Below are 19,318 nucleotides of genomic sequence, written 5' to 3'. Positions count from 1 at the left end.
GAATCAAGTAATTCATTTGTTTTGATAATTCAAATGCTGCACACTATTCTAAAATCAGTATAATAACTTAGCAAGCTAATTATAAGGAGATGAAATTGGAATCGCCACTTGGTTCTGATCTGGCACGTTTAGTCCGCGTTTGGCGCGCGCTAATCGACCATCGCCTGAAACCTCTGGAGTTAACGCAGACTCACTGGGTCACGCTGCATAACATCCACCAGCTGCCGCCTGAGCAGTCGCAGATCCAGCTGGCGAAAGCCATCGGTATTGAACAGCCGTCGCTGGTGCGCACGCTCGATCAGCTGGAGGAGAAAGGGCTTATTTCTCGCCAGACCTGTTCAAGCGACCGGCGGGCCAAGCGCATCAAGCTGACTGAAAAAGCTGAACCGCTGATCAATGAGATGGAAGAGGTGATAGGCAAGACCCGCGATGAAATCCTGTCGGGGGTGTCAAAGCAGGAAGTGGAAACGTTGCTCCACTTAATTCGTAAACTTGAACAAAATATCCTCGATCTCCAGGCAAAAGATTAATTTTTTAGCGGCCCGGGTTGCCCCGGGCCGTTTTTTTTAGTCGCCAGGGTGACGCCAGACCACCACCCGATTACGCCCGCTGTTTTTCGCTTCATACATGGCCGCATCCGCACGCTCCACGCAGGCTTCTGCACTCACATTTCCATCGTGCGTCGTATACAACCCCATACTGATGGTCATTCGCTCCGGCAGATGGTGTTGCTCAACGTTGACGGCCAGGCGGATACGCTCGGCGATCGCCAGAGCGTCTTTCTCGGCGGTGTTGACCAGCAGCAGGGCAAACTCCTCACCGCCAATGCGGGCGGCAGCGTCATCCGCGCGCGAATGGTTCTCCAGCACCGAGGCGGCAAACTGGATCACTTTGTCGCCGGCGACGTGACCGTAGTTATCATTGATGCGTTTGAAATGGTCGAGGTCGCTGATGATCACCGACAGCGGATGCTGGGCGCTTACCTTCGCCAGCTGCTGGTTCAGGGTATCGTAGAAGAAGCTGCGGTTGTATAGCCGGGTCAACGGGTCGCGAATCGAGTTCTGGTACGAGTTGACATACTTATGGTTAGACTCACGGTAGAGCATAAAGACGTCGACCAGCAGCACCAGAATCAGGAACAAGGTGCAAAGTGTCTCGAAAAAACGTGCCTCGTACCAGGTCTGATCGAGTTCTCCGACGGTGGAGATCAGCTGGAAGAGGGTGAAGAGATAAGCGCTGCAAAAAAAAGCGCCGCTAAACCAGAAAATATTGCGTAATTTACTCAGGCTAATTAATAAAATAAGCGTGATAAACCAGATAGCCATCAGCAGCCAGCCGATAATACTTTGCCACAGCGGCGTGAAGGTATGGCTAAGATCGTCGATAAAATTGACGCTCAGCCACGGCGAGTGGCTGGAGTACATCCACGATAAAAAAATAATTGTTAATGTAAAAACGATACACGCCGCGAATGTAATTACGTGTGCTTTCAGCGAGTGCATGATGCGCTGGCGGAAGTAATATAAAACAATAGATGACGTGAATAATACAGCCATCATTATATTGCGGAAGAAATAATAGATAACGGCGTCATTTTGATTAATGACCGGGGTCGGATTGCAGGTAAGCCAGTCCGGATAGCTGCTGAGGGTGCCCAGCATCAGCAGCGCTGAACAGGCAAAGCCGAAAGCAACAGGTGTAAGGTACAGGCGGCGCTTACTGCTCCAGTATTTCATGCCCATAAAGCAGGCAATAGTGATATGAAAGACCATCAGAAAACTGGTCAGCAGAGGAAATAATATTGATGAGGTAGTGCTGAAACTGGTGTGAAAGAAACCGGTCAGTCCGGCTATGCCGAATCCGGCCAGCAAGCAAATAAAAATATAAATGATAAGACGTTTAGCAACATGATTGACATGTTTGAGCATAGGCAAGATCCCAGAGAGAAAAGCAACCGCAACCTTCAGTCGACAGAATATTATGACAGTCTGAGAGTAGTGGGGGCGGTAAGATAAGATATTGCGCAGGCGCAATGATTGATGAAGTACTTAAATTAATATATCTGATTGCTAATGCGAATCTATTACGGTGGAATAACCGTGGCTGAAAAATACGATGCGGCGCAACGGGCCGCATCGTAAGGGGGTTATCGAGGAGAGACGGTGACCTGGCTGCCGCTGCCGGCAATGGCGACGCGCTGACCCACAGAGAACGGCGTGCTGCCCTGTTTCTGCACCACCAGAATGGTGTTGCCATCATCCTTACGGATTTCCAGCTCTACGCCCTGGGTTTTATTCATTGCACCCTGAACGCCCTGGCCCGCGACGCCGCCCGCGACAGCGCCAGCCGCGGTGGCAAGAGAGCGTCCGGTACCGCCGCCGATGGTGTTGCCAAGGAACCCGCCGAGCACCGCACCGCCAATGGCGCCGATGGCATTGCTGTCGTCGCCGCTCTGGATCTGCACGGCGCGCGTATGCACAATCGTACCGTAAGTTACGCTCTGCACCTGTTTGGCTTCAGATGCGGAATAAACGTCGCCGGACAGGCCGCTGCTGCTCACGCAGCCTGCGAGCGTAAAACCAATCATCGATACAGCCAAAACACGTAAAATCATTTATGAATCTCCTGTTCACCGAAGGTGTTCAATTGAACGTCCATACGGTTAATTATATGGCATTTAGTCGCCGGCGGGCATAGCTTCCGCCCTGACTATACAAAAAATAATAATTAATGATGCTTCAACCTAAACTAAACGCCGGTTCTTTACGGTGTTCTCTGAAATGTCGCTCTATTGTTAAAAAGTATTATAACAACATAGCATTAGCGGGCGCTTTATGGTGGAGTGAGGCCTATACGAGGGTCATGGAATGAAGGAAAAACGTATGAGATCGGGTCGCTTTATTGGCGTTATGTCCGGTACCAGCCTTGATGGTATCGATGTCGTGTTGGCCGCCATCGACGAAAATATCGTGGCGCAGCAGGCCAGTCTCACCTGGCCCATCCCACACGCAATAAAAGAAGAGATCCTCGCGATTTGTCAGGGCCAGTCGTTGACCCTCTCACAACTGGGGCGTCTGGATACTCGTCTGGGGCGGCTGTTTGCCGATGCCGTACTGGCGCTGATGCGCCAGGAAAATCTCAAGCCCACCGACGTCATCGCTATCGGCTGCCATGGACAGACCGTATGGCATGAACCGCAGGGCGACGCGCCACACACACTGCAAATTGGCGACAACAACCAGATCGCCGCGCATACCGGAGTCACGGTGGTGGGGGATTTTCGCCGGCGTGATATGGCGCTTGGCGGGCAGGGGGCGCCGCTGGTTCCGGCATTTCATCACGCGCTGCTGGCGCACCCCGTTGAGCGGCGGATGGTGCTGAATATCGGCGGGATCGCCAACGTATCGCTGCTGGTGCCAGGGCAGCCGGTGCGCGGTTATGATACCGGGCCGGGAAATATGTTGCTGGATGCCTGGATCTGGCGTCAGCAGGGTAAACCGTATGATAAGGACGCCCAGTGGGCCAGCGAAGGCAGAGTGCTGCTGCCGCTGCTGCAGGATATGCTAAGCGATCCGTGGTTTGCTTTACCGGCGCCGAAAAGCACCGGTCGTGAATATTTCAATTACGGTTGGCTGGAAAAACATCTGGCCCGTTATCCGGGGCTGCGTGGGCAGGATGTGCAGGCCACGCTGGCGGAATTAACCGCGGTGACCATCAGTGAGCAGGTATTGTTAAGCGGCGGCTGCGAGCGTTTGTTAGTGTGCGGCGGCGGCGCGCGTAACCCCTTGTTAATGGCGCGCCTGGCGGCACTGCTGCCGGGAACCGAAGTCTCCACCACCGATGAGGCGGGGATCAGTGGCGATGATATGGAAGCGCTGGCCTTTGCCTGGCTGGCCTGGCGCACGCTCGCGGGCCTGCCGGGTAATCTGCCCTCAGTGACCGGCGCCAGCGAAGCCACGGTGCTGGGCGCCATTTTCCCGGCTAACCCGCCGCAGAATCGGAGTTAACTGAAATCTTAAACACGGCGCGACCGGTAAACTGAATAAGTTAAGCGGAGGGCGGAGTGCCCTCCGTGACCGGGAAAGTCGAAGGCAAACGAATGAAAAAAATTCTTATCGCAGTTGTACCTTTTATGCTGGCGGGCTGTAGCTACTACAACCAGTTTGTCGAGCGGATGCAGACGGACACGCTGGAGTATCAATGCGACCAGAAACCGTTAACGGTCCATCGCAACAACACCCGCCAGCAGGTGAGTTTTATCTATGATAATCAGCAGTTGAACCTGACTGAGGGGCTGTCGGCTTCGGGGGCGCGCTACACCGACGGCGTCTATGTCTTCTGGTCGAAGGGCGATACCGCCACCGTTTATAAACGCGATCGCATCATCCTCGATAACTGTCAGCTGCAGACGGCCAAACGTTGAGATTTCTGTCGGGGGGGCGCACAATAACGCCACCTTATGACTACATCCTCAATGGCCATGTCTGATAACGACGAACTCCAGCAAATCGCGCACTTGCGCCGTGAATACACCCGTGGCGGTTTGCGTCGCCACGATCTTCCTGCTGAACCCCTGCCGCTGTTTGAACGCTGGCTGCGTCAGGCCTGTGACGCGAAACTCGCAGACCCGACGGCGATGGTGGTTGCTACCGTTGATGAGCGCGGCCAACCTTACCAGCGTATTGTGCTGCTGAAGCATTACGATGAAAAAGGGCTGGTGTTTTATACCAATCTTGGCAGCCGCAAAGCCCATCAGATTGAAAAAAATCCCCAGGTGAGCCTGCTGTTTCCGTGGCATATGCTGGAGCGCCAGGTGATGGTGATCGGCAAAGCGGAGCGCCTGTCGACGCTGGAAGTGGTCAAATATTTCCACAGCCGCCCGCGCGATAGCCAAATCGGCGCCTGGGTTTCCCAGCAGTCCAGTCGTATTTCCGCCCGCGGGATTCTGGAGAGCAAATTCCTCGAGCTGAAGCAGAAATTCCAGCAGGGTGAAGTGCCGCTGCCGAGTTTCTGGGGCGGATTCCGCGTCAGCGTCGAGCAGATGGAGTTCTGGCAGGGGGGCGAACATCGGCTGCATGACCGCTTTTTATACCAGCGTGATAATGGCGCCTGGAAAATAGACCGCCTGGCACCGTAAACGCCGAAATTAGTTATCGAAGCGCTGGCGCTGAAAGGGCCGGCGCTTTATTCTATGTACTTTTCGCATCTGGCGAAAAGTCGTGTACCGGCAGAGGTGCAGTCGTTTATACATGGAGAATTTGATGGCAAGCAGTAACTTGATTAAACAATTGCAAGAGCGGGGGCTGGTAGCCCAGGTGACGGACGAGGAAGCGTTAGCAGAGCGACTGGCGCAAGGCCCGATCGCGCTCTATTGCGGCTTCGATCCTACCGCTGACAGCTTGCATTTGGGGCATCTTGTTCCATTGTTATGCCTGAAACGCTTCCAGCAGGCAGGTCATAAACCTGTGGCGCTGGTGGGCGGCGCAACCGGTCTGATTGGCGACCCAAGCTTTAAAGCCGCTGAGCGTAAGCTAAATACCGAGGATACCGTGCAGGAGTGGGTGGATAAAATCCGCAAACAGGTGGCCCCGTTCCTTGATTTTGATTGCGGCGACAATTCGGCGATTGCGGCGAACAACTATGACTGGTTTGGCAGCATGAACGTGCTGACCTTCCTGCGCGATATCGGCAAACACTTCTCTGTTAACCAGATGATTAACAAAGAAGCAGTGAAGCAGCGCCTGAATCGTGACGATCAGGGTATCTCCTTTACCGAGTTCTCCTACAACCTGCTGCAAGGGTACGACTTCGCCTGCCTGAACAAGCTGCACGGCGTGGCGCTGCAGATCGGCGGTTCCGACCAGTGGGGCAACATCACCTCCGGTATCGATTTGACCCGTCGCCTGCACCAGAACCAGGTGTTTGGCCTGACGGTTCCGCTGATCACCAAGGCAGACGGCACCAAATTCGGTAAAACCGAAGGCGGCGCCGTGTGGCTGGATCCGAAGAAAACCAGTCCGTACAAATTCTACCAGTTCTGGATCAACACCGCGGACGCTGATGTCTATCGCTTCCTCAAGTTCTTCACCTTTATGGACTTGGCTGAGATCAATGCCCTGGAAGAAGAAGACAAAAACAGCGGTAAAGCGCCGCGCGCCCAGTACGTGCTGGCAGAGCAGGTGACGCGCCTGGTCCACGGCGAAGAAGGCCTGGAAGCGGCGAAGCGCATTACCGAAAGCCTGTTTAACGGTAATCTGAGCGACCTGAGCGAAGCAGATTTCGAACAGCTGGCGCAGGATGGCGTGCCGATGATCGAAATGGAAAAAGGCGCCGATCTCCTGCAGGCGCTGGTGGATTCCGAGCTGCAGCCGTCCCGCGGTCAGGCGCGTAAAACCGTTGCCTCGAACGCGGTGACCATCAACGGTGAAAAACAGGCCGACCCGGAATATGTATTCAGCGACAGCGACCGTCTGTTCGGCCGCTACACCTTACTGCGTCGCGGTAAAAAGAATTACTGCCTGGTCTGCTGGAAATAAAAAATAAAACCAGGGCGTGGGAAACCACGCCCTTTTTCTTTTTAGGGTTGTGGTAAGAAAATGAAGAACATCCTCGCCATTCAGTCTCACGTTGTGTTTGGCCACGCCGGCAACAGTGCCGCCGAGTTTCCGATGCGCCGTCTGGGCGCCAATGTCTGGCCCCTGAATACCGTTCAGTTCTCCAACCATACGCAGTACGGTAAATGGACAGGTTGCGTGATGCCGCCTTCACACCTGACGGAAATCGTCCAGGGCATCGCCGACATCGATAAGCTGCAGACCTGCGATGCGGTACTGAGCGGCTATCTCGGTTCCGCTGAACAGGGCGAGCATATCCTTGGTATCGTGCGTCAGGTGAAAGCGGCCAATCCGGCGGCGAAGTACTTTTGTGACCCGGTGATGGGCCATCCGGAGAAAGGGTGTATCGTCGCGCCCGGCGTGGCGGAATTCCACGTGCGCTATGCGCTGCCGGCCAGCGATATTATTGCGCCGAATCTGGTTGAACTGGAGATCCTGTGCGGTCATCCGGTCGCCAGCGTCAGCGAGGCGGTAGCTGCCGCGCGGGAGCTGATTGTCCAGGGGCCGGAGGTGGTATTGGTTAAACATCTCTCCCGCGCCGGTCTGAGCATGGATCGTTTTGAGATGCTGCTGGTGACGGCAGATGAAGCCTGGCATATCAGCCGGCCGCTGGTGGATTTTGGCCTGCGTCAGCCGGTCGGCGTCGGTGATGTGACCAGTGGACTGCTGCTGGTGAAACTGCTGCAGGGTGCCAGCCTGCGCGATGCGCTTGAGCACGTCACCGCCGCGGTGTACGAGATCATGCTCACCACTAAAAACATGCAAGAGTATGAACTGCAGGTGGTGGCGGCGCAGGATCGCATTGCCGTACCGGAGCACTGCTTCAGCGCCACCCGGCTGTAACTTCCCGGGCCTGCCCGACGGTCCGCCGGGCAGGTTCAGGCCTTATTTTAAGCCTTCTGCTGCCAGTGCGTCAGCCACCGCTGGACGCGCTGCCACCTGCGCCATCCAGCTGCCGATATGACCATAGGCAGCCATATCCAGTTTTATGCCATAGCCCCAGCGCAGCACGGTGAACAAATAACCGTCGGCGATGGTGAAGCGATGGCCAGTCAGCCACTGTTTATCTTCCAGCGACGCATCAACATACTGCAGTTTCTTCTCGAGCAACGCCCGCGCGACAGGCTTATAGTCCTCCGGGGTATCCGGGCGGAACAGTGGGGTAAAGCCTTTATGCAGCTCGGTGGCCACGTAGTTCAGCCACTCCAGGGTCTGGTAGCGGGCGATGGAGCCCACTGGCGCCAGCAGATGGCGGTCCGGCACCTGATCGGCGATGTACTGCATAATAGCCACGCCCTCAGTCAGCAGGATGTCATCATCCAGCAGTAACGCCGGCACCTGACCTTTCGGGTTGATCAGCAGATAGTCATCCCCGTTTTCCAGCCGTTTTTTGGCCAGGTCCACGCTCTGCAAAGTGAAATCCAGGCCGCTTTCGCGCAGGGCGATGTGCGAGGCAAGGGAACAGGCGCCGGGTTTGTAGAACAGTTTCATGCGTAACTCCTCGTGGCTGCAGTTTTCTGTATGTTAGTCCCGCCAGGGGTAAAAAAAAAGCCGCTAACCTAACGTTAGCGGCTTAAAAATAATTGGTTTTCCCTGCGGCGTCAGGCTGCCGCGGTTTCGCGTGCTTTCAGGTCCGCGCTGTCGTCCTGAGTCATACGATTCAGCTTCGGCGCGGTCAGCAGCATCAGGGCGGCGATAACCGCGGTGACGATACCAATCTGCAGGAACACGTGGCCGTAGACTTCCAGCGACACCAGCGGGTCAGTCACGTTTTCCGGCACCGCCATCAGGTTGGCGATTTTCCCGGCGATGATCGCTGCGCCGGCGGTGGTGAGGAACCAGCTGCCCATAATGAAGCCCATCAGACGCTGAGGAACCAGCTGAGCGACCATCGCCAGACCGAGGCCGGAAATCATCAGCTCACCGATAGACTGCAGCGCATAGCTCAGGATGAGCCAGTTAACCGAGACAATGCCTGCGTCGCTGGCGAACTTCGCCCCTAAAGGCAGGACGAGGAACGCGCCAGAGCACAGCACCATACCGAAAGCGAATTTATGCGGCATCGGCATGCGGTCGCCCATCTTGTTATAAATGGCTGCCAGAATAGGGCTACCAATCATGATCCAGAACGGGTTCAACGCCTGATACTGTTCCGGTTCGAAGGCGATACCGAGGATCGAGTGCTCAACGTTACGGATAGCGAAGAAGTTCAGGGAGGTCGGCATCTGGCTGTAGAGTACGAAGAAGACAATTGCTTCTACCATCAGCAGGAAGGCGACGATCATTTTACGACGTGCGGCACCTTTCAGACCCATGGTTTCTTTGGCGAAAATCACGACGATACCCAGAGCGACGACGCCCAGCACCATACGTGCGATACCCTGGTTGTGCAGCAGCCAGGTGGCGATGGCGACCAGCACCACCACGCCAGCGATGGTCGCCAGCAGTTTACCCATGTGTACCGGGGCAAAGTCCGGTTTGGAGCCGTACTGTTTAACCCATTTCTGGCAGAAGGCAAAGTTAATAATCGTGATCACCATCCCCACCACGCTGAGGGCAAACGCCACGCTCCAGCCGAAGCGAGCGGCCAGCCACGGGGTTGCCAGCATAGAGAAGAACGAACCGATGTTGATGGACATGTAGTACATGGTAAATGCACCGTCCAGACGTGGGTCGTTTTTGTCATAGCAGGTCGAAAGCAGGGAAGACGGGTTGGCTTTAAACAGGCCGTTACCGACGGCGATGGTCGCCATACCCATATAGACGATGGCAGCATCATGGCCGGACCAGGCCACCAGTGCATAGCCGATGGCCAGCACGACAGCGCCCAGCATGATGACACGTTTGGTGCCGAGCACTTTGTCGCCCAGCCAGCCGCCAATGGCAACCAGGCCATAGACCAGCGCGCTAAAGGAGGAGAACAGAGTAATGGAATCCGCTTCCGACATACCCAGCTGTTTTACCAGGTAAACGGCCATGATCCCTTGCAGGCCGTAATAACCAAAACGCTCCCATAACTCGATCGAGAAAATGAGATAGAACGCGCGTGGTTGTTTGAAAGCGTTCAGACTCACACTTTCTGCTGGTTTATTGTTTGCAGTAGACACATATACCTCTTTTTTTACATCCCATATTTACTGGGGGGTGTTCGGGGCGCAATCTCGTTGGACCGCCGCCTTTATAGTTATTTTGGGAGGGAAAACGGCAGGTAATGTTCACTATCCTGGCGCATCAGGCAAGGCCTTTGTAATAATCTGTTACACATAATATGCGTGGCATAATGCTCCGGACATATGAATGTTATCCAGAGTTAAATTTCACCGTTTCGTTATCGTTGCTATTTTTATCTTTTTAATCAGCCGGATTTTGCCAAACAGGCGATATATTCTGCTGAATGACCTTATTGGCAGTGATATGGTCCATTATCCTAAAAATTAATGGGCTATTATCCTGGCAATCTTTGCTCAATCGTTGTAATGCCTGACATTTATTTTCATTTTCACAACATGTAATCAACATAAAGTTGCGAGCATGATCTTGATCACAAATGTATAGAAATTTTGCGGCGAGAAAAAATGAATGAACTGACTGTTCGTTATATGACCGGATTATTACCCACCATAAAGCACATTTTCTGGTGTTAACGACGGGTTAAATGCATAAATTCGAGCCATAACTGAAGGTGAGGTTATGGCTCAGGCGAAGGTCTCAGGCGTAGACTTTCTCTTTGAATTCGCAGAGGTCTTCAATCAGGCAGGAGCCGCAGCGCGGCTTGCGGGCAATGCAGGTATAACGTCCATGCAGGATCAACCAGTGATGACAGTCGACCTTAAACTCGGCGGGGACCACCTTCAGAAGCTTCTCTTCCACCTGTTCAACATTCTTGCCCGGGGCGAACTGCGTCCGATTACAAACGCGGAAGATGTGCGTGTCCACGGCGATGGTTGGCCAGCCAAAGGCGGTATTCAGCACCACGTTGGCGGTTTTACGGCCCACGCCGGGCAGTGCTTCCAGCGCTGCTCTGTCTTCCGGCACCTCGCCGTTGTGCTGCTCCAGCAGGATGCGGCAGGTCTTGATGACATTTTCCGCTTTGCTGTTAAACAGGCCGATAGTCTTGATATACGATTTCACCCCATCCACCCCCAGCGCCAGCATCGCTGCGGGCGTATTGGCCACCGGATAGAGTTTGGCTGTCGCTTTGTTGACGCTGACGTCGGTGGCCTGCGCCGAAAGCAGAACGGCAATCAGCAGCTCGAACGGCGAACTGAAATGCAGTTCGGTAGTGGGGTGGGGATCGTTTTCCCGCAGCCTGGTGAGGATCGCCAGGCGTTTGGCTTTGTTCATATTACGCTTTCCCTGTCACGTCAGACGGGGCGACAGAAACGGCCCGGGCCGCTTGTGCCTTCCGCTGCTTGCTACGTTCATCGATGAGGTATTTTACCGCCAGCATCATGCCGAGGCCAATAAAGGCGCCTGGCGGCAGCATAGCCAGCAGGAAGGGGGTATCCGTATGGAAAACCTCGATGCGCAGCACCTTCGCCCAGCTGCCAAGCAGACTATCGGCGCCGTCAAATAGCGTGCCGTTGCCAAGGATCTCGCGCAGGGAGCCCAGCACAAACATCGCGCAGGTGGCGCCCATGCCGATAGAAAAGCCATCCAGCGCCGACAGCGCCGGCCCTTTTTTGGCGGCAAAGGCTTCGGCGCGGCCCACCACGATGCAGTTGGTCACGATAAGCGGGATGAAAATCCCCAGCGACTGGTACAGGCCGAAGGCATAGGCATTGATCAGCATCTGTACGACGCTCACCACCGAGGCGATGATCATCACGTAAATGGGAATACGGATCTCCGCCGGCGTCCAGCGGCGCAGGCTGGAGATGGTCAGGTTGGTTAAGGTCAGCACCAGGGTGGTCGCCAGGCCCAGCCCAAGGGCGTTGGTGGCGGTCGAGGTGACCGCCAGCAGAGGGCACATACCTAGCAGCTGTACCAGGGCGGAGTTATTTTTCCACAGGCCCTGGACGATGACGTCTTTAACTTCGCTCATGGTTATTCTCCACAGGCGGTGAATTCAGGAAGTTGCGCAGGCAGTGTTTGTGCATACAGGCCTGCGCGCTTAACGGCATTGACCACCGCCCGGGGGGTGATGGTGGCGCCGGTGAACTGGTCAAAATCGCCGCCATCTTTTTTGACCGCCCAGTGGCTGTCGCCCTGGCCGTGGATGACTTTCCCGGCAAAATGGGTGATCCAGTCCGACAGACGACGCTCAATTTTATCGCCCAGACCCGGCGTTTCATGGTGCTCGGTCACACGGGTGCCGAGGACGGTGCCGCTAAAATCGGCGGCAACCAGCAACTGTATTGCCCCGGAGTAGCCATCCGGCGCGGTGGCTTCCATGACCGCGCCGATCGGCTGGTCGTTATTCTTGGCGATCCATACTTTATGCTGGCCTTTGCCCAGCGCCGGGGCGCTGACCAGATAGCAGCTCTTGAGCAGATCGTTATTATAGCGGTCAGCAGGTAAGACCTGATCAAATAACGCTTTCTGCTGCAGGGCCGCCTGCTGATCAATAGTGCTTTTCGTCAGTTCATTGATCGCCGCCGTCAGCCCGGTGGATCCGGCGGCAAACAGCGCCAGCGTGACGCCGTGTTTTCGCATCGTTTTTAACATCATCGCTCTCTCAACGGTGGCCATACACGCGCGGACGCGTGTAGTAATCGATCAGCGGCACGGTAATATTCGCCAGCAGAACGGCAAATGCCACGCCATCCGGGTAACCGCCGAAGCTGCGAATAAGCCACACCAGCAGGCCGGCGAGGGCGCCAAAGATCAGACGGCCGCGGTTGGTTGTTGAAGCCGTCACCGGGTCGGTCAGAATAAAGAAAGCGCCGAGCATGGTGGCGCCAGAGAACAAATGCATCTGCGGCGACGCCAGGCTCTGCGGCGAGAATAACCAGCCGAGGGTGGCACACAGGCCAAGGCTGACGAGAAAGCTGACCGGAATATGCCAGCGGATCGCTTTCTGCCACAGCAGGAACAGACCGCCCGCCAGCCAGGCGATATTCACCCACTGCCAGCCAAGGCCCGCCAGTACGCCACCGTAAACCGGCAATTGCAGCACCTGCTGGACGCTATGCCCGGCATGCAGAGAGGTTTTAAAGGTATCCAGCGGCGTTGCCTGGCTGATGCCATCGATACCCAGTCGCAGGCTGGCCATGTCGCCCCCGGCGGCGGTATGCCCGGTGAAGATCATCTGCAGCACATCGCTGAACGCCGGAATCTGGGCGGCAATTTCATATGAAGGCAACCAGGAGGTCATCTGTACCGGGAACGAAATCAGCAGCACGACGTAGCCGATCATCGCCGGATTGAACGGGTTATGGCCTAATCCACCGTACAGCTGCTTGGCGATCACCACGGCAAAGGCAGTGCCGAGCACCACCATCCACCAGGGGGCCAGCGGCGGAATACTCACCGCCAGAAGCAGGCCAGTGAGCAGGGCGGAATTGTCCTTCAGGGTCGCCACAATATGCTGTTTACGCAGTTTGAGAATAGCGGCTTCCGTTGCCCAGGCCGTCAATGCGGCGAGGACAATCTGCAGTACGGTACCCCAGCCGAAAAACCAGGTCTGGACCACAATGCCAGGCACGGCGGCGAGCAGCACCAGCAGCATAATGCGCGAGGTCTGCCGCTGGTTATGGGTATAGGGGGAGCTTGCGATTCTGAAAACCATTTATTCCTCGTTAACTGCCTGCTGTGTTGCTTTACGCGCCTGAACGCGAGCGATCGCCGCGGCGACGGCCGCTTTGCGTGGGTCGTCATTGGCTGCGGTTGACGCGATATCCGGTTGTGCGGCCTGCTGTTCGGCTTTACACGCTTTGGCGCGGGCGATGGCGGCTTCCACCGCGGCTTTACGCGGGTCGACTGGCTCGGCTACCGGGGCTTCCACCGGCGCGGCCTGCTGTTCGGCTTTACGCGCCTTGGCGCGGGCGATAGCGGCTTCCACCGCGGCCTTGCGTGGGTCGGCAGCGTCAGTTGCCGGGGTTTCCACCGGCGCGGCCTGCTGTTCGGCTTTGCGCGCTTTGGCGCGGGCGATAGCGGCGTCCACCGCGGCCTTGCGTGGGTCGACAGCGTCCGTTGCCGGGGTTTCCATCGGCGTGGCCTGCTGTTCGGCTTTGCGCGCTTTGGCGCTGGCGATGGCGGCTTCCACCGCGGCCTTACGCGGATCGACAGCGTCGGTTGCCGGCGTGTCCACCGGCGTAGCCTGCTGCTGTGCTTTGCGTGCCCGGGCTTCGGCCTTCCGCGCTTCGCGTGCGGCAATTGCCTCGCTGTTATCCGGTTTGGCGCCAGACTGAATCACGATCGGTTGCGCCGCATCACGCTGTTTGTCGCGTACCCGAGCCAGGGCGGCGTTAATCGCATCCTGATCTTTGGCGGCAGGCTGAACGGCAGCTTTTTTATGCCGTTCGGCGCGGGCGGCTTTTTCACGCTCCAGGCGCGCCTGTCGGGCTTCGAATCGCGCTTTAGCTTCTGCGGCGCGCTGCTCTTCCTGGCGAATCGCGCTGATCTCCGCTTTCTCCTGACGGAAGTACTGCACCAGCGGAATATTGCTTGGGCAAACCCACGCGCAGGCGCCGCATTCGATGCAGTCCGCCAGATTGTGCGCGGTAGCTTTATCGTGCTGCTGGCCTTTGCTGAACCAGTACAGCTGCTGCGGTAGCAGATCGGCCGGACAAGCGTCAGCGCAGGCGCTGCAGCGAATGCAGCCTTTTTCTTCCTGCGGCTCGCCCATCTCGCTGGCGGAAGGCGCCAGCAGACAGTTGGTGATCTTCACCACCGGGACGTCCAGACCCGGCAGGGTAAAGCCCATCAGCGGGCCGCCCATGATCACCATCGGCTCGGCGCTGGCACAGAAGCCGGCGTCGTTTAGCAGATGGCGTACCGGGGTACCAAGGCGCGCCCAGACGTTGCCTGGCCGCGAGACCGCCTCGCCGGTCAGGGTGACCACGCGCTCCGTTAACGGCTCGCCGTCAATCACCGCGCGTTTTATCGCATAGGCCGTCCCCACGTTCTGCATCAGCACGCCAATATCCGACGAACGACCGCCATGGGGCACCTGCTTGCCGGTGAGAATTTGGGTAAGCTGCTTGGCCCCGCCGGAGGGGTATTTAGTGGGGATCACGCGCAGCGAGATGCCATGGGCGTCGCAGAGCACCGCCCGCAGCATCGAAATGGCCTGCGGTTTATTGTCTTCAATGCCGATCAGCACTTCGTCAGGCTGCAGAATATGCGCGAGGATGCGGATCCCGTCGACAATCTGCGCCGCGCAGTCCTGCATCAGGCGGTCGTCCGCCGTGATATAGGGTTCGCATTCGGCGGCGTTAATAATCAGCGTCTTAATTTTATCGCCGCCGCCGCGCAGTTTGCTGCCGGTGGGGAAACCGGCCCCGCCGAGGCCCGCGACGCCAAACTGATGAATGCGTTCGATAAGCGCTTCGCGCGTGCGGACCTGATAATCATTCCAGCCATCGCGCTCAATCCAGCGGTCTTCGCCGTCGGCGTCAATGACCACGCTCATCTCCGCCAGCGCCGACGGATGAGCGGTGGTGTGCGGGGCGATGGCGGCAACGGTACCGGAGGTCGGGGCGTGAACGGGCAGCATTCTTCCCCATCCGCGGGTCAGCGGCTGGCCGCGCAGCACCCGATCGCCCACCTTGACGCACAGTTCGCCTTCGGCGCCAATATGCTGCTTCAGCGGAATGATAAGGCGCTGCGGCAGGGAAACCTGGCGCAGTGGGGTACCGTTAGACTGGGTTTTCATTTCGGGCGGATGAATACCGCCGTTAAAATCCCAGACTTTATCTTTTCGGAAAGCGGAAAATAACTTAAACATGTTGTTCCACAGGAATATTGCGCACCGGGATCGTATGGAGATCCCATTTCCAGGTTTCCGGGGTGGTCGCCACCGGAACGAGCGAAATGCACTGGGTCGGGCAGGGGGCTACGCACAGATTACAACCGGTGCACAGGTCGTTCATCACGGTATGCATGGCGCGGGTTGCCCCGACAATTGCATCTACCGGACACGCCTGGATGCATTTGGTGCAGCCAATGCAGTTCGGCTCGTCGATTACCGCGAGCATGCGAACTGGCTCCGCCTCCTGTTCATCGCCATCGACCGGCTGCGGGTCGACGTTCAGTAAGGCAGCGATTTTTAACATCACGGCTTCGCCACCCGGCGCGCAGCGGTTAATTTTTTCACCCTGGGCACCGACAGCTTCCGCATAGGGGCGGCAGCCGGGGTAGCCGCACTGCCCGCACTGGCTCTGCGGTAACAGTTCATCAATTTTTTCCACCACCGGGTCGTCCTGCACCGCGAAACGGCGGGAGGCATACCCCAGTATTAAGCCGAAAATCAACCCTAACAGGCTGATGGCGATGACGGCTATCCAGACTGCGCTCATTACAACTTCACCAAACCACTAAAGCCCATAAAGGCCAGAGACATTAAACCGGCGGTAATCAATGCGATGGCATTACCACGAAACGGCGCGGGCACATCGGCCACTACCAGGCGCTCGCGGATCGCCGCGAACAGCACCATCACCAGCGAGAAACCGACGGCGGCGGCAAAGCCGTACAGCGCGGACTGCAGGAAATTGTGTCCCAGATTGATATTCAGCAGCGCCACCCCGAGAACCGCACAGTTGGTGGTGATCAGCGGCAGAAAGATCCCCAACAGGCGATAGAGCGCCGGGCTGGTTTTACGCACCACCATTTCAGTGAACTGGACCACCACGGCGATGACCAGAATAAAGGCCAGCGTGCGTAAATAAACCAGATTTAACGGGATAAGGATCCAGGTATCAATCAGCCAGGCACAAATAGAGGCCAGCGTCATCACGAAGGTGGTGGCAAGCCCCATCCCCATTGCGGTTTCCAGCTTTTTGGAAACCCCCATAAACGGGCACAGGCCAAGAAACTTCACCAGAACGAAGTTATTGACAAGGACAGTACCAATAAAGAGCAGTAAATAATCAGCCATCATGCGACCTGAAACGAAAAAAAGCCGCTTATTATCGAATAAAACGATACCGGCGACAACAGGTTAAATGTGGGGTTATTACGGATGAACAAAGGTCCGTTTTACCCGCTGTGAACGGCGAAAATAGGGCGCCAGGAGCGCGGCAGCCAACAATGGAAACAGCAGCTGACGCAAAGCAAGAACATCCGAGACGGGAGAGAAGGCAAAAGCCTTTATCGCCAGCAGCAGAGTGATGAGCAACCAGATAATATAGTGCTTAGGGACCAGCGAGCGCCGCTTGAAGAACGCGATAGTCAGCCAAAGCGTGTAATACCACATGGCGACAGCAAACAGCAGTGAAGCGAGCCACAGTACCATATGTCCGGTGCTCATAGCGCGCAGCAGGGCATACGTCTGCGTCGACATGAGGGCATTGGCAAAAAACAGCAGCGATAAGGAGGCGCTCAGCAGCGCCACCAGCAACCAGGCCAGCGGTGCCAGCAGCCATCCGCCGATGCGTTCTGCAGATTGAGACGTCATGTTACTCCCCTATTCAACGCCAGTAATGAAAATCAGGCCGGGAAGTATAAGCAACTGGCGTGAAGGATGACAGCCTTACTGCACGAATCGCCAAACGGATTTAGGCACCTGGCCCACATCGAACAATTTACCGCCGGAGACCAGCTCTGCCCGGCGGTGGTCGGCCGCACGATACATATTCACGATCTCTTCGGTGTCGGTCAGGGAGTAGTTAAGGTGATCAAATAGTTTTTCAAGACTTTCGAGCGAACTGATTTTGCGGAATTTTAATAAATAGTCCAGAACGGTCATTTTCGTATCCATTTTATAATCGGAATAATTATGTTGAATATTATCAGCATTCACTAAACCTACTCTCAACCAACGGCGCCTTCTGAATGGGGCCGGGTGGAATGATTCAGGTTATATAAACCCATGACAAGGGGCGAGAGCCGACCTTGAAGAGCAGGGAGAAGTTTAAGAATATTCTAAAACCAGACCGGGCGCCGAATGGCGCCCGCAAGTGAAGATTAACGCTGTTCGCCGTGACTGGCAATAACAGATTTGTACCAATAAAAACTCTTCTTTCGTTTGCGAGCCAGATTTTGCTGGTGATCGACATAGACAAAGCCGTACTGCTTTTGATACCCGTTAAGCCAGCTCAGCAGATCGATAAACGACCAGGGATAATAGCCGCGCACATCCGCCCCTAGCGCCAGCGCCTTTTCCACGGCGCCAATATGGCTGCTCAGGTAGTCGATTCGCGGGTCGTCGACCACTTCACCGGCAATAATCGGGTCTTTCGCCCCCAGGCCATTTTCGGTGATATAGATCGGGATATCGCCATAGCGTTCCTTGATCATCATAATGCCGTCCGTCAGCCCCTGCGGCCAGATTTCCCATCCCCATTCGGTATAGGTGCTCTGCGGATTACGCGCGAAATAGAACAACCCCTCCACGCCAGATTCGCCACCGGTGGGGATGTCGGGCGGCTGGGCGGACACCGTTTCCCGGCGATAGTAATTCAGCCCAATAAAGTCACAGCGGTTCTCGCGCAGCAGTGCGTCATCGTCCGGGGAAAAGCGCGGTACCCCCCACAGAGCCTGGGTCTGCGCCAGCAGAGCAGCTGGATAGGTGCCTTTCAGTACCGGGTCGTAAAGCCAGTGAGTATGGATGGCGTCAGCCAGTTCGGTGGCCTTTTTGTCTGCCTCACTGTCGGTGAGCGGAGTATGCGGCTGTAGCACATTGACGAAGCCAATCTCGCCCGCCACGCCACTCTCGCGGAGCGCCTTCACCGCCAGCGCATGGGCGATAAACACGTGGTGGCAGGCCTGAATGGCACGCGCTGGATCGCGGACCGCCGGGGGATGCAGACCGTTGATGTAGCCGTGGCCAATGAACACGATGGTTTCGTTAAAGGTCGCCCACAGCTTCACCCGTGAACCAAAGCGCGCATAGCACAGGCGGGCGTACTCGGCGAAGGCCTCGGCGGTACTACGTGCTTCCCAGCCGCCCTCATCCTGCAGGGCCTGCGGCAGGTCCCAGTGATAGAGGGTGATCATCGGCTCAATATTGTGCGCCAGCAGTTCGTCGATCAGATCGCTGTAAAACTGTACTCCCGCTTCATTCACTTCACCGCGCCCGTTGGGCATCAGTCGGGGCCAGGAGATAGAGAATCGATAACTTTGCAGGCCCATTTCGGCCATTAACGCGACGTCTTCGCGAAAACGGTGATAGTGGTCGACCGCGACATCGCCGGTGGTGCCTTCAAAGGTGGTACCCGGCAAGTGAGAGTAGATATCCCAGATTGACGGTCCTTTGCCGTCTGCGTCGTGCCCACCTTCAACCTGATACGCTGCGGTAGCGGCACCCCATAAAAAATTGTGCGGAAAAGCGGCCATGAATAAGCTCCCTGTCTGATGATAAAGGGAGTGTAATAAAAGCGATGATAACTGTGCAACCGGTTTCTGAAACCGGTTGCACAGTTGCGAGGCGGGTCACTGTTTTACGGCGGCGCTACTTTGTCTGCACCACATCCGCTGGCGGTGGGGCCTGATAGTTATCAATATGGTGCGCGATAACCAAAAGCAGTGCGGAAATACCAAAAACAATCCAGCCAATAAGTTCTACAATACGGGTAAAAACAGTCGTCATAACACATCAA

General features: G+C 56.2%; 21 protein-coding genes. 6 read left to right on the top strand and 15 right to left on the bottom strand.

What is annotated here, in order from left to right; translation table 11 throughout:
• The first annotated feature begins 89 nt into the window (after positions 1–89).
• Positions 90–530 carry a transcriptional regulator SlyA gene (gene slyA, locus CWM61_RS01820; RefSeq protein ID WP_008804631.1) on the top strand — a complete coding sequence of 147 codons (441 nt, stop codon included), beginning with the start codon at positions 90–92 and terminating at the stop codon, positions 528–530.
• Between the two features lie 36 nt (positions 531–566).
• On the opposite strand, the gene CWM61_RS01815 is transcribed toward slyA, so the two are convergent.
• Together CWM61_RS01815 and slyB are read right to left on the bottom strand one after the other, a co-directional pair.
• Entirely contained in the window at positions 567–1,928 is a 1,362-nt protein-coding gene (locus CWM61_RS01815; protein WP_100630583.1) for a GGDEF domain-containing protein, read from the bottom strand.
• 218 nt (positions 1,929–2,146) lie between these two features.
• The gene (gene slyB / locus CWM61_RS01810) at positions 2,147–2,614 is read right to left on the bottom strand and encodes an outer membrane lipoprotein SlyB (protein WP_008804633.1); all 468 of its coding nucleotides are present in this window, start codon (positions 2,612–2,614) and stop codon (positions 2,147–2,149) included.
• 268 nt (positions 2,615–2,882) lie between these two features.
• Between slyB and anmK the strand changes: the two genes are divergently transcribed.
• The 5 genes from anmK to pdxY all read left to right on the top strand — a co-directional run bounded on the left by anmK (position 2,883) and on the right by pdxY (position 7,457).
• Positions 2,883–4,007 (top strand): anhydro-N-acetylmuramic acid kinase, encoded by a 1,125-nt coding sequence (gene anmK / locus CWM61_RS01805; protein ID WP_061154381.1) that lies wholly within the window; start codon positions 2,883–2,885, stop codon positions 4,005–4,007.
• Between the two features lie 92 nt (positions 4,008–4,099).
• The gene (gene mliC / locus CWM61_RS01800; RefSeq protein ID WP_061154382.1) at positions 4,100–4,423 is read left to right on the top strand and encodes a C-type lysozyme inhibitor; all 324 of its coding nucleotides are present in this window, start codon (positions 4,100–4,102) and stop codon (positions 4,421–4,423) included.
• A gap of 57 nt (positions 4,424–4,480) precedes the next feature.
• Positions 4,481–5,137, top strand: a complete 657-nt coding sequence (pdxH, locus tag CWM61_RS01795; RefSeq protein WP_032731006.1) for a pyridoxamine 5'-phosphate oxidase — start codon at positions 4,481–4,483, stop codon at positions 5,135–5,137.
• Between the two features lie 124 nt (positions 5,138–5,261).
• Positions 5,262–6,536, top strand: a complete 1,275-nt coding sequence (gene tyrS, locus CWM61_RS01790; protein WP_100630582.1) for a tyrosine--tRNA ligase — start codon at positions 5,262–5,264, stop codon at positions 6,534–6,536.
• A 60-nt stretch (positions 6,537–6,596) separates the two neighbouring features.
• Entirely contained in the window at positions 6,597–7,457 is an 861-nt protein-coding gene (gene pdxY / locus CWM61_RS01785) for a pyridoxal kinase PdxY (protein ID WP_074385669.1), read from the top strand.
• Between the two features lie 42 nt (positions 7,458–7,499).
• Here pdxY and gstA read toward each other — a convergent pair whose 3' ends face one another.
• The 13 genes from gstA to blr all read right to left on the bottom strand — a co-directional run bounded on the left by gstA (position 7,500) and on the right by blr (position 19,308).
• Positions 7,500–8,105, bottom strand: a complete 606-nt coding sequence (gene gstA, locus CWM61_RS01780; protein WP_074385670.1) for a glutathione transferase GstA — start codon at positions 8,103–8,105, stop codon at positions 7,500–7,502.
• Between the two features lie 110 nt (positions 8,106–8,215).
• Positions 8,216–9,721: a dipeptide/tripeptide permease DtpA gene (gene dtpA / locus CWM61_RS01775; protein ID WP_061154385.1), complete on the bottom strand. Its 1,506-nt coding sequence runs from the start codon at positions 9,719–9,721 to the stop codon at positions 8,216–8,218.
• Between the two features lie 601 nt (positions 9,722–10,322).
• Positions 10,323–10,958, bottom strand: coding sequence for an endonuclease III (nth, locus tag CWM61_RS01770; protein ID WP_008804641.1), 636 nt, complete (start codon positions 10,956–10,958; stop codon positions 10,323–10,325).
• 1 nt (position 10,959) lies between these two features.
• Positions 10,960–11,658 carry an electron transport complex subunit E gene (locus CWM61_RS01765; protein ID WP_008804642.1) on the bottom strand — a complete coding sequence of 233 codons (699 nt, stop codon included), beginning with the start codon at positions 11,656–11,658 and terminating at the stop codon, positions 10,960–10,962.
• Between the two features lie 2 nt (positions 11,659–11,660).
• The gene (rsxG, locus tag CWM61_RS01760) at positions 11,661–12,281 is read right to left on the bottom strand and encodes an electron transport complex subunit RsxG (protein ID WP_074386179.1); all 621 of its coding nucleotides are present in this window, start codon (positions 12,279–12,281) and stop codon (positions 11,661–11,663) included.
• Between the two features lie 10 nt (positions 12,282–12,291).
• Positions 12,292–13,344: an electron transport complex subunit RsxD gene (rsxD, locus tag CWM61_RS01755; RefSeq protein ID WP_061154386.1), complete on the bottom strand. Its 1,053-nt coding sequence runs from the start codon at positions 13,342–13,344 to the stop codon at positions 12,292–12,294.
• Positions 13,345–15,504: an electron transport complex subunit RsxC gene (gene rsxC / locus CWM61_RS01750; RefSeq protein ID WP_100630581.1), complete on the bottom strand. Its 2,160-nt coding sequence runs from the start codon at positions 15,502–15,504 to the stop codon at positions 13,345–13,347.
• Positions 15,497–16,075 carry an electron transport complex subunit RsxB gene (rsxB, locus tag CWM61_RS01745; RefSeq protein WP_074385673.1) on the bottom strand — a complete coding sequence of 193 codons (579 nt, stop codon included), beginning with the start codon at positions 16,073–16,075 and terminating at the stop codon, positions 15,497–15,499. Before rsxB ends, rsxC begins: the two co-directional genes overlap by 8 nt.
• Entirely contained in the window at positions 16,075–16,656 is a 582-nt protein-coding gene (gene rsxA, locus CWM61_RS01740; protein ID WP_002907658.1) for an electron transport complex subunit RsxA, read from the bottom strand. The genes rsxB and rsxA overlap by 1 nt, the downstream gene beginning before the upstream one ends.
• A 78-nt stretch (positions 16,657–16,734) precedes the next feature.
• A complete protein-coding gene (locus CWM61_RS01735; RefSeq protein WP_074385674.1) occupies positions 16,735–17,175 on the bottom strand; it encodes a DUF2569 domain-containing protein in 441 nt (146 codons plus the stop codon).
• 75 nt (positions 17,176–17,250) lie between these two features.
• Complete coding sequence (gene ydgT, locus CWM61_RS01730; RefSeq protein WP_004202843.1) at positions 17,251–17,466, bottom strand: transcription modulator YdgT; 216 nt, start codon at positions 17,464–17,466, stop codon at positions 17,251–17,253.
• A 218-nt stretch (positions 17,467–17,684) separates the two neighbouring features.
• Positions 17,685–19,055 (bottom strand): GH1 family beta-glucosidase, encoded by a 1,371-nt coding sequence (locus CWM61_RS01725; RefSeq protein WP_100630580.1) that lies wholly within the window; start codon positions 19,053–19,055, stop codon positions 17,685–17,687.
• Between the two features lie 115 nt (positions 19,056–19,170).
• Positions 19,171–19,308, bottom strand: coding sequence for a division septum protein Blr (blr, locus tag CWM61_RS01720; RefSeq protein WP_061154391.1), 138 nt, complete (start codon positions 19,306–19,308; stop codon positions 19,171–19,173).
• Positions 19,309–19,318: the final 10 nt, after the last annotated feature.

The sequence above is a fragment of the Klebsiella sp. K-Nf6 genome (assembly GCF_002806655.1).
GTDB classification, from domain to species: Bacteria; Pseudomonadota; Gammaproteobacteria; order Enterobacterales; family Enterobacteriaceae; genus Klebsiella; species Klebsiella variicola.
The sequence above is the reverse complement of the archived record's forward strand: the minus strand, read 5'-3'. Positions and strand labels throughout refer to the sequence as shown.

Coding starts and splice junctions, on each gene's coding strand:
- rsxG (WP_074386179.1), bottom strand. CDS start 12,281: ATGTTAAAAACGATGCGAAAACACGGCGTCACGCTGGCGCTGTTTGCC.
- slyB (WP_008804633.1), bottom strand. CDS start 2,614: ATGATTTTACGTGTTTTGGCTGTATCGATGATTGGTTTTACGCTCGCA.
- blr (WP_061154391.1), bottom strand. CDS start 19,308: ATGACGACTGTTTTTACCCGTATTGTAGAACTTATTGGCTGGATTGTT.
- nth (WP_008804641.1), bottom strand. CDS start 10,958: ATGAACAAAGCCAAACGCCTGGCGATCCTCACCAGGCTGCGGGAAAAC.
- ydgT (WP_004202843.1), bottom strand. CDS start 17,466: ATGACCGTTCTGGACTATTTATTAAAATTCCGCAAAATCAGTTCGCTC.
- CWM61_RS01735 (WP_074385674.1), bottom strand. CDS start 17,175: ATGACGTCTCAATCTGCAGAACGCATCGGCGGATGGCTGCTGGCACCG.
- anmK (WP_061154381.1), top strand. CDS start 2,883: ATGAGATCGGGTCGCTTTATTGGCGTTATGTCCGGTACCAGCCTTGAT.
- rsxA (WP_002907658.1), bottom strand. CDS start 16,656: ATGGCTGATTATTTACTGCTCTTTATTGGTACTGTCCTTGTCAATAAC.
- CWM61_RS01765 (WP_008804642.1), bottom strand. CDS start 11,658: ATGAGCGAAGTTAAAGACGTCATCGTCCAGGGCCTGTGGAAAAATAAC.
- rsxD (WP_061154386.1), bottom strand. CDS start 13,344: ATGGTTTTCAGAATCGCAAGCTCCCCCTATACCCATAACCAGCGGCAG.
- pdxY (WP_074385669.1), top strand. CDS start 6,597: ATGAAGAACATCCTCGCCATTCAGTCTCACGTTGTGTTTGGCCACGCC.
- rsxB (WP_074385673.1), bottom strand. CDS start 16,075: ATGAGCGCAGTCTGGATAGCCGTCATCGCCATCAGCCTGTTAGGGTTG.
- CWM61_RS01725 (WP_100630580.1), bottom strand. CDS start 19,055: ATGGCCGCTTTTCCGCACAATTTTTTATGGGGTGCCGCTACCGCAGCG.
- mliC (WP_061154382.1), top strand. CDS start 4,100: ATGAAAAAAATTCTTATCGCAGTTGTACCTTTTATGCTGGCGGGCTGT.
- rsxC (WP_100630581.1), bottom strand. CDS start 15,504: ATGTTTAAGTTATTTTCCGCTTTCCGAAAAGATAAAGTCTGGGATTTT.
- pdxH (WP_032731006.1), top strand. CDS start 4,481: ATGTCTGATAACGACGAACTCCAGCAAATCGCGCACTTGCGCCGTGAA.
- CWM61_RS01815 (WP_100630583.1), bottom strand. CDS start 1,928: ATGCTCAAACATGTCAATCATGTTGCTAAACGTCTTATCATTTATATT.
- gstA (WP_074385670.1), bottom strand. CDS start 8,105: ATGAAACTGTTCTACAAACCCGGCGCCTGTTCCCTTGCCTCGCACATC.
- tyrS (WP_100630582.1), top strand. CDS start 5,262: ATGGCAAGCAGTAACTTGATTAAACAATTGCAAGAGCGGGGGCTGGTA.
- slyA (WP_008804631.1), top strand. CDS start 90: ATGAAATTGGAATCGCCACTTGGTTCTGATCTGGCACGTTTAGTCCGC.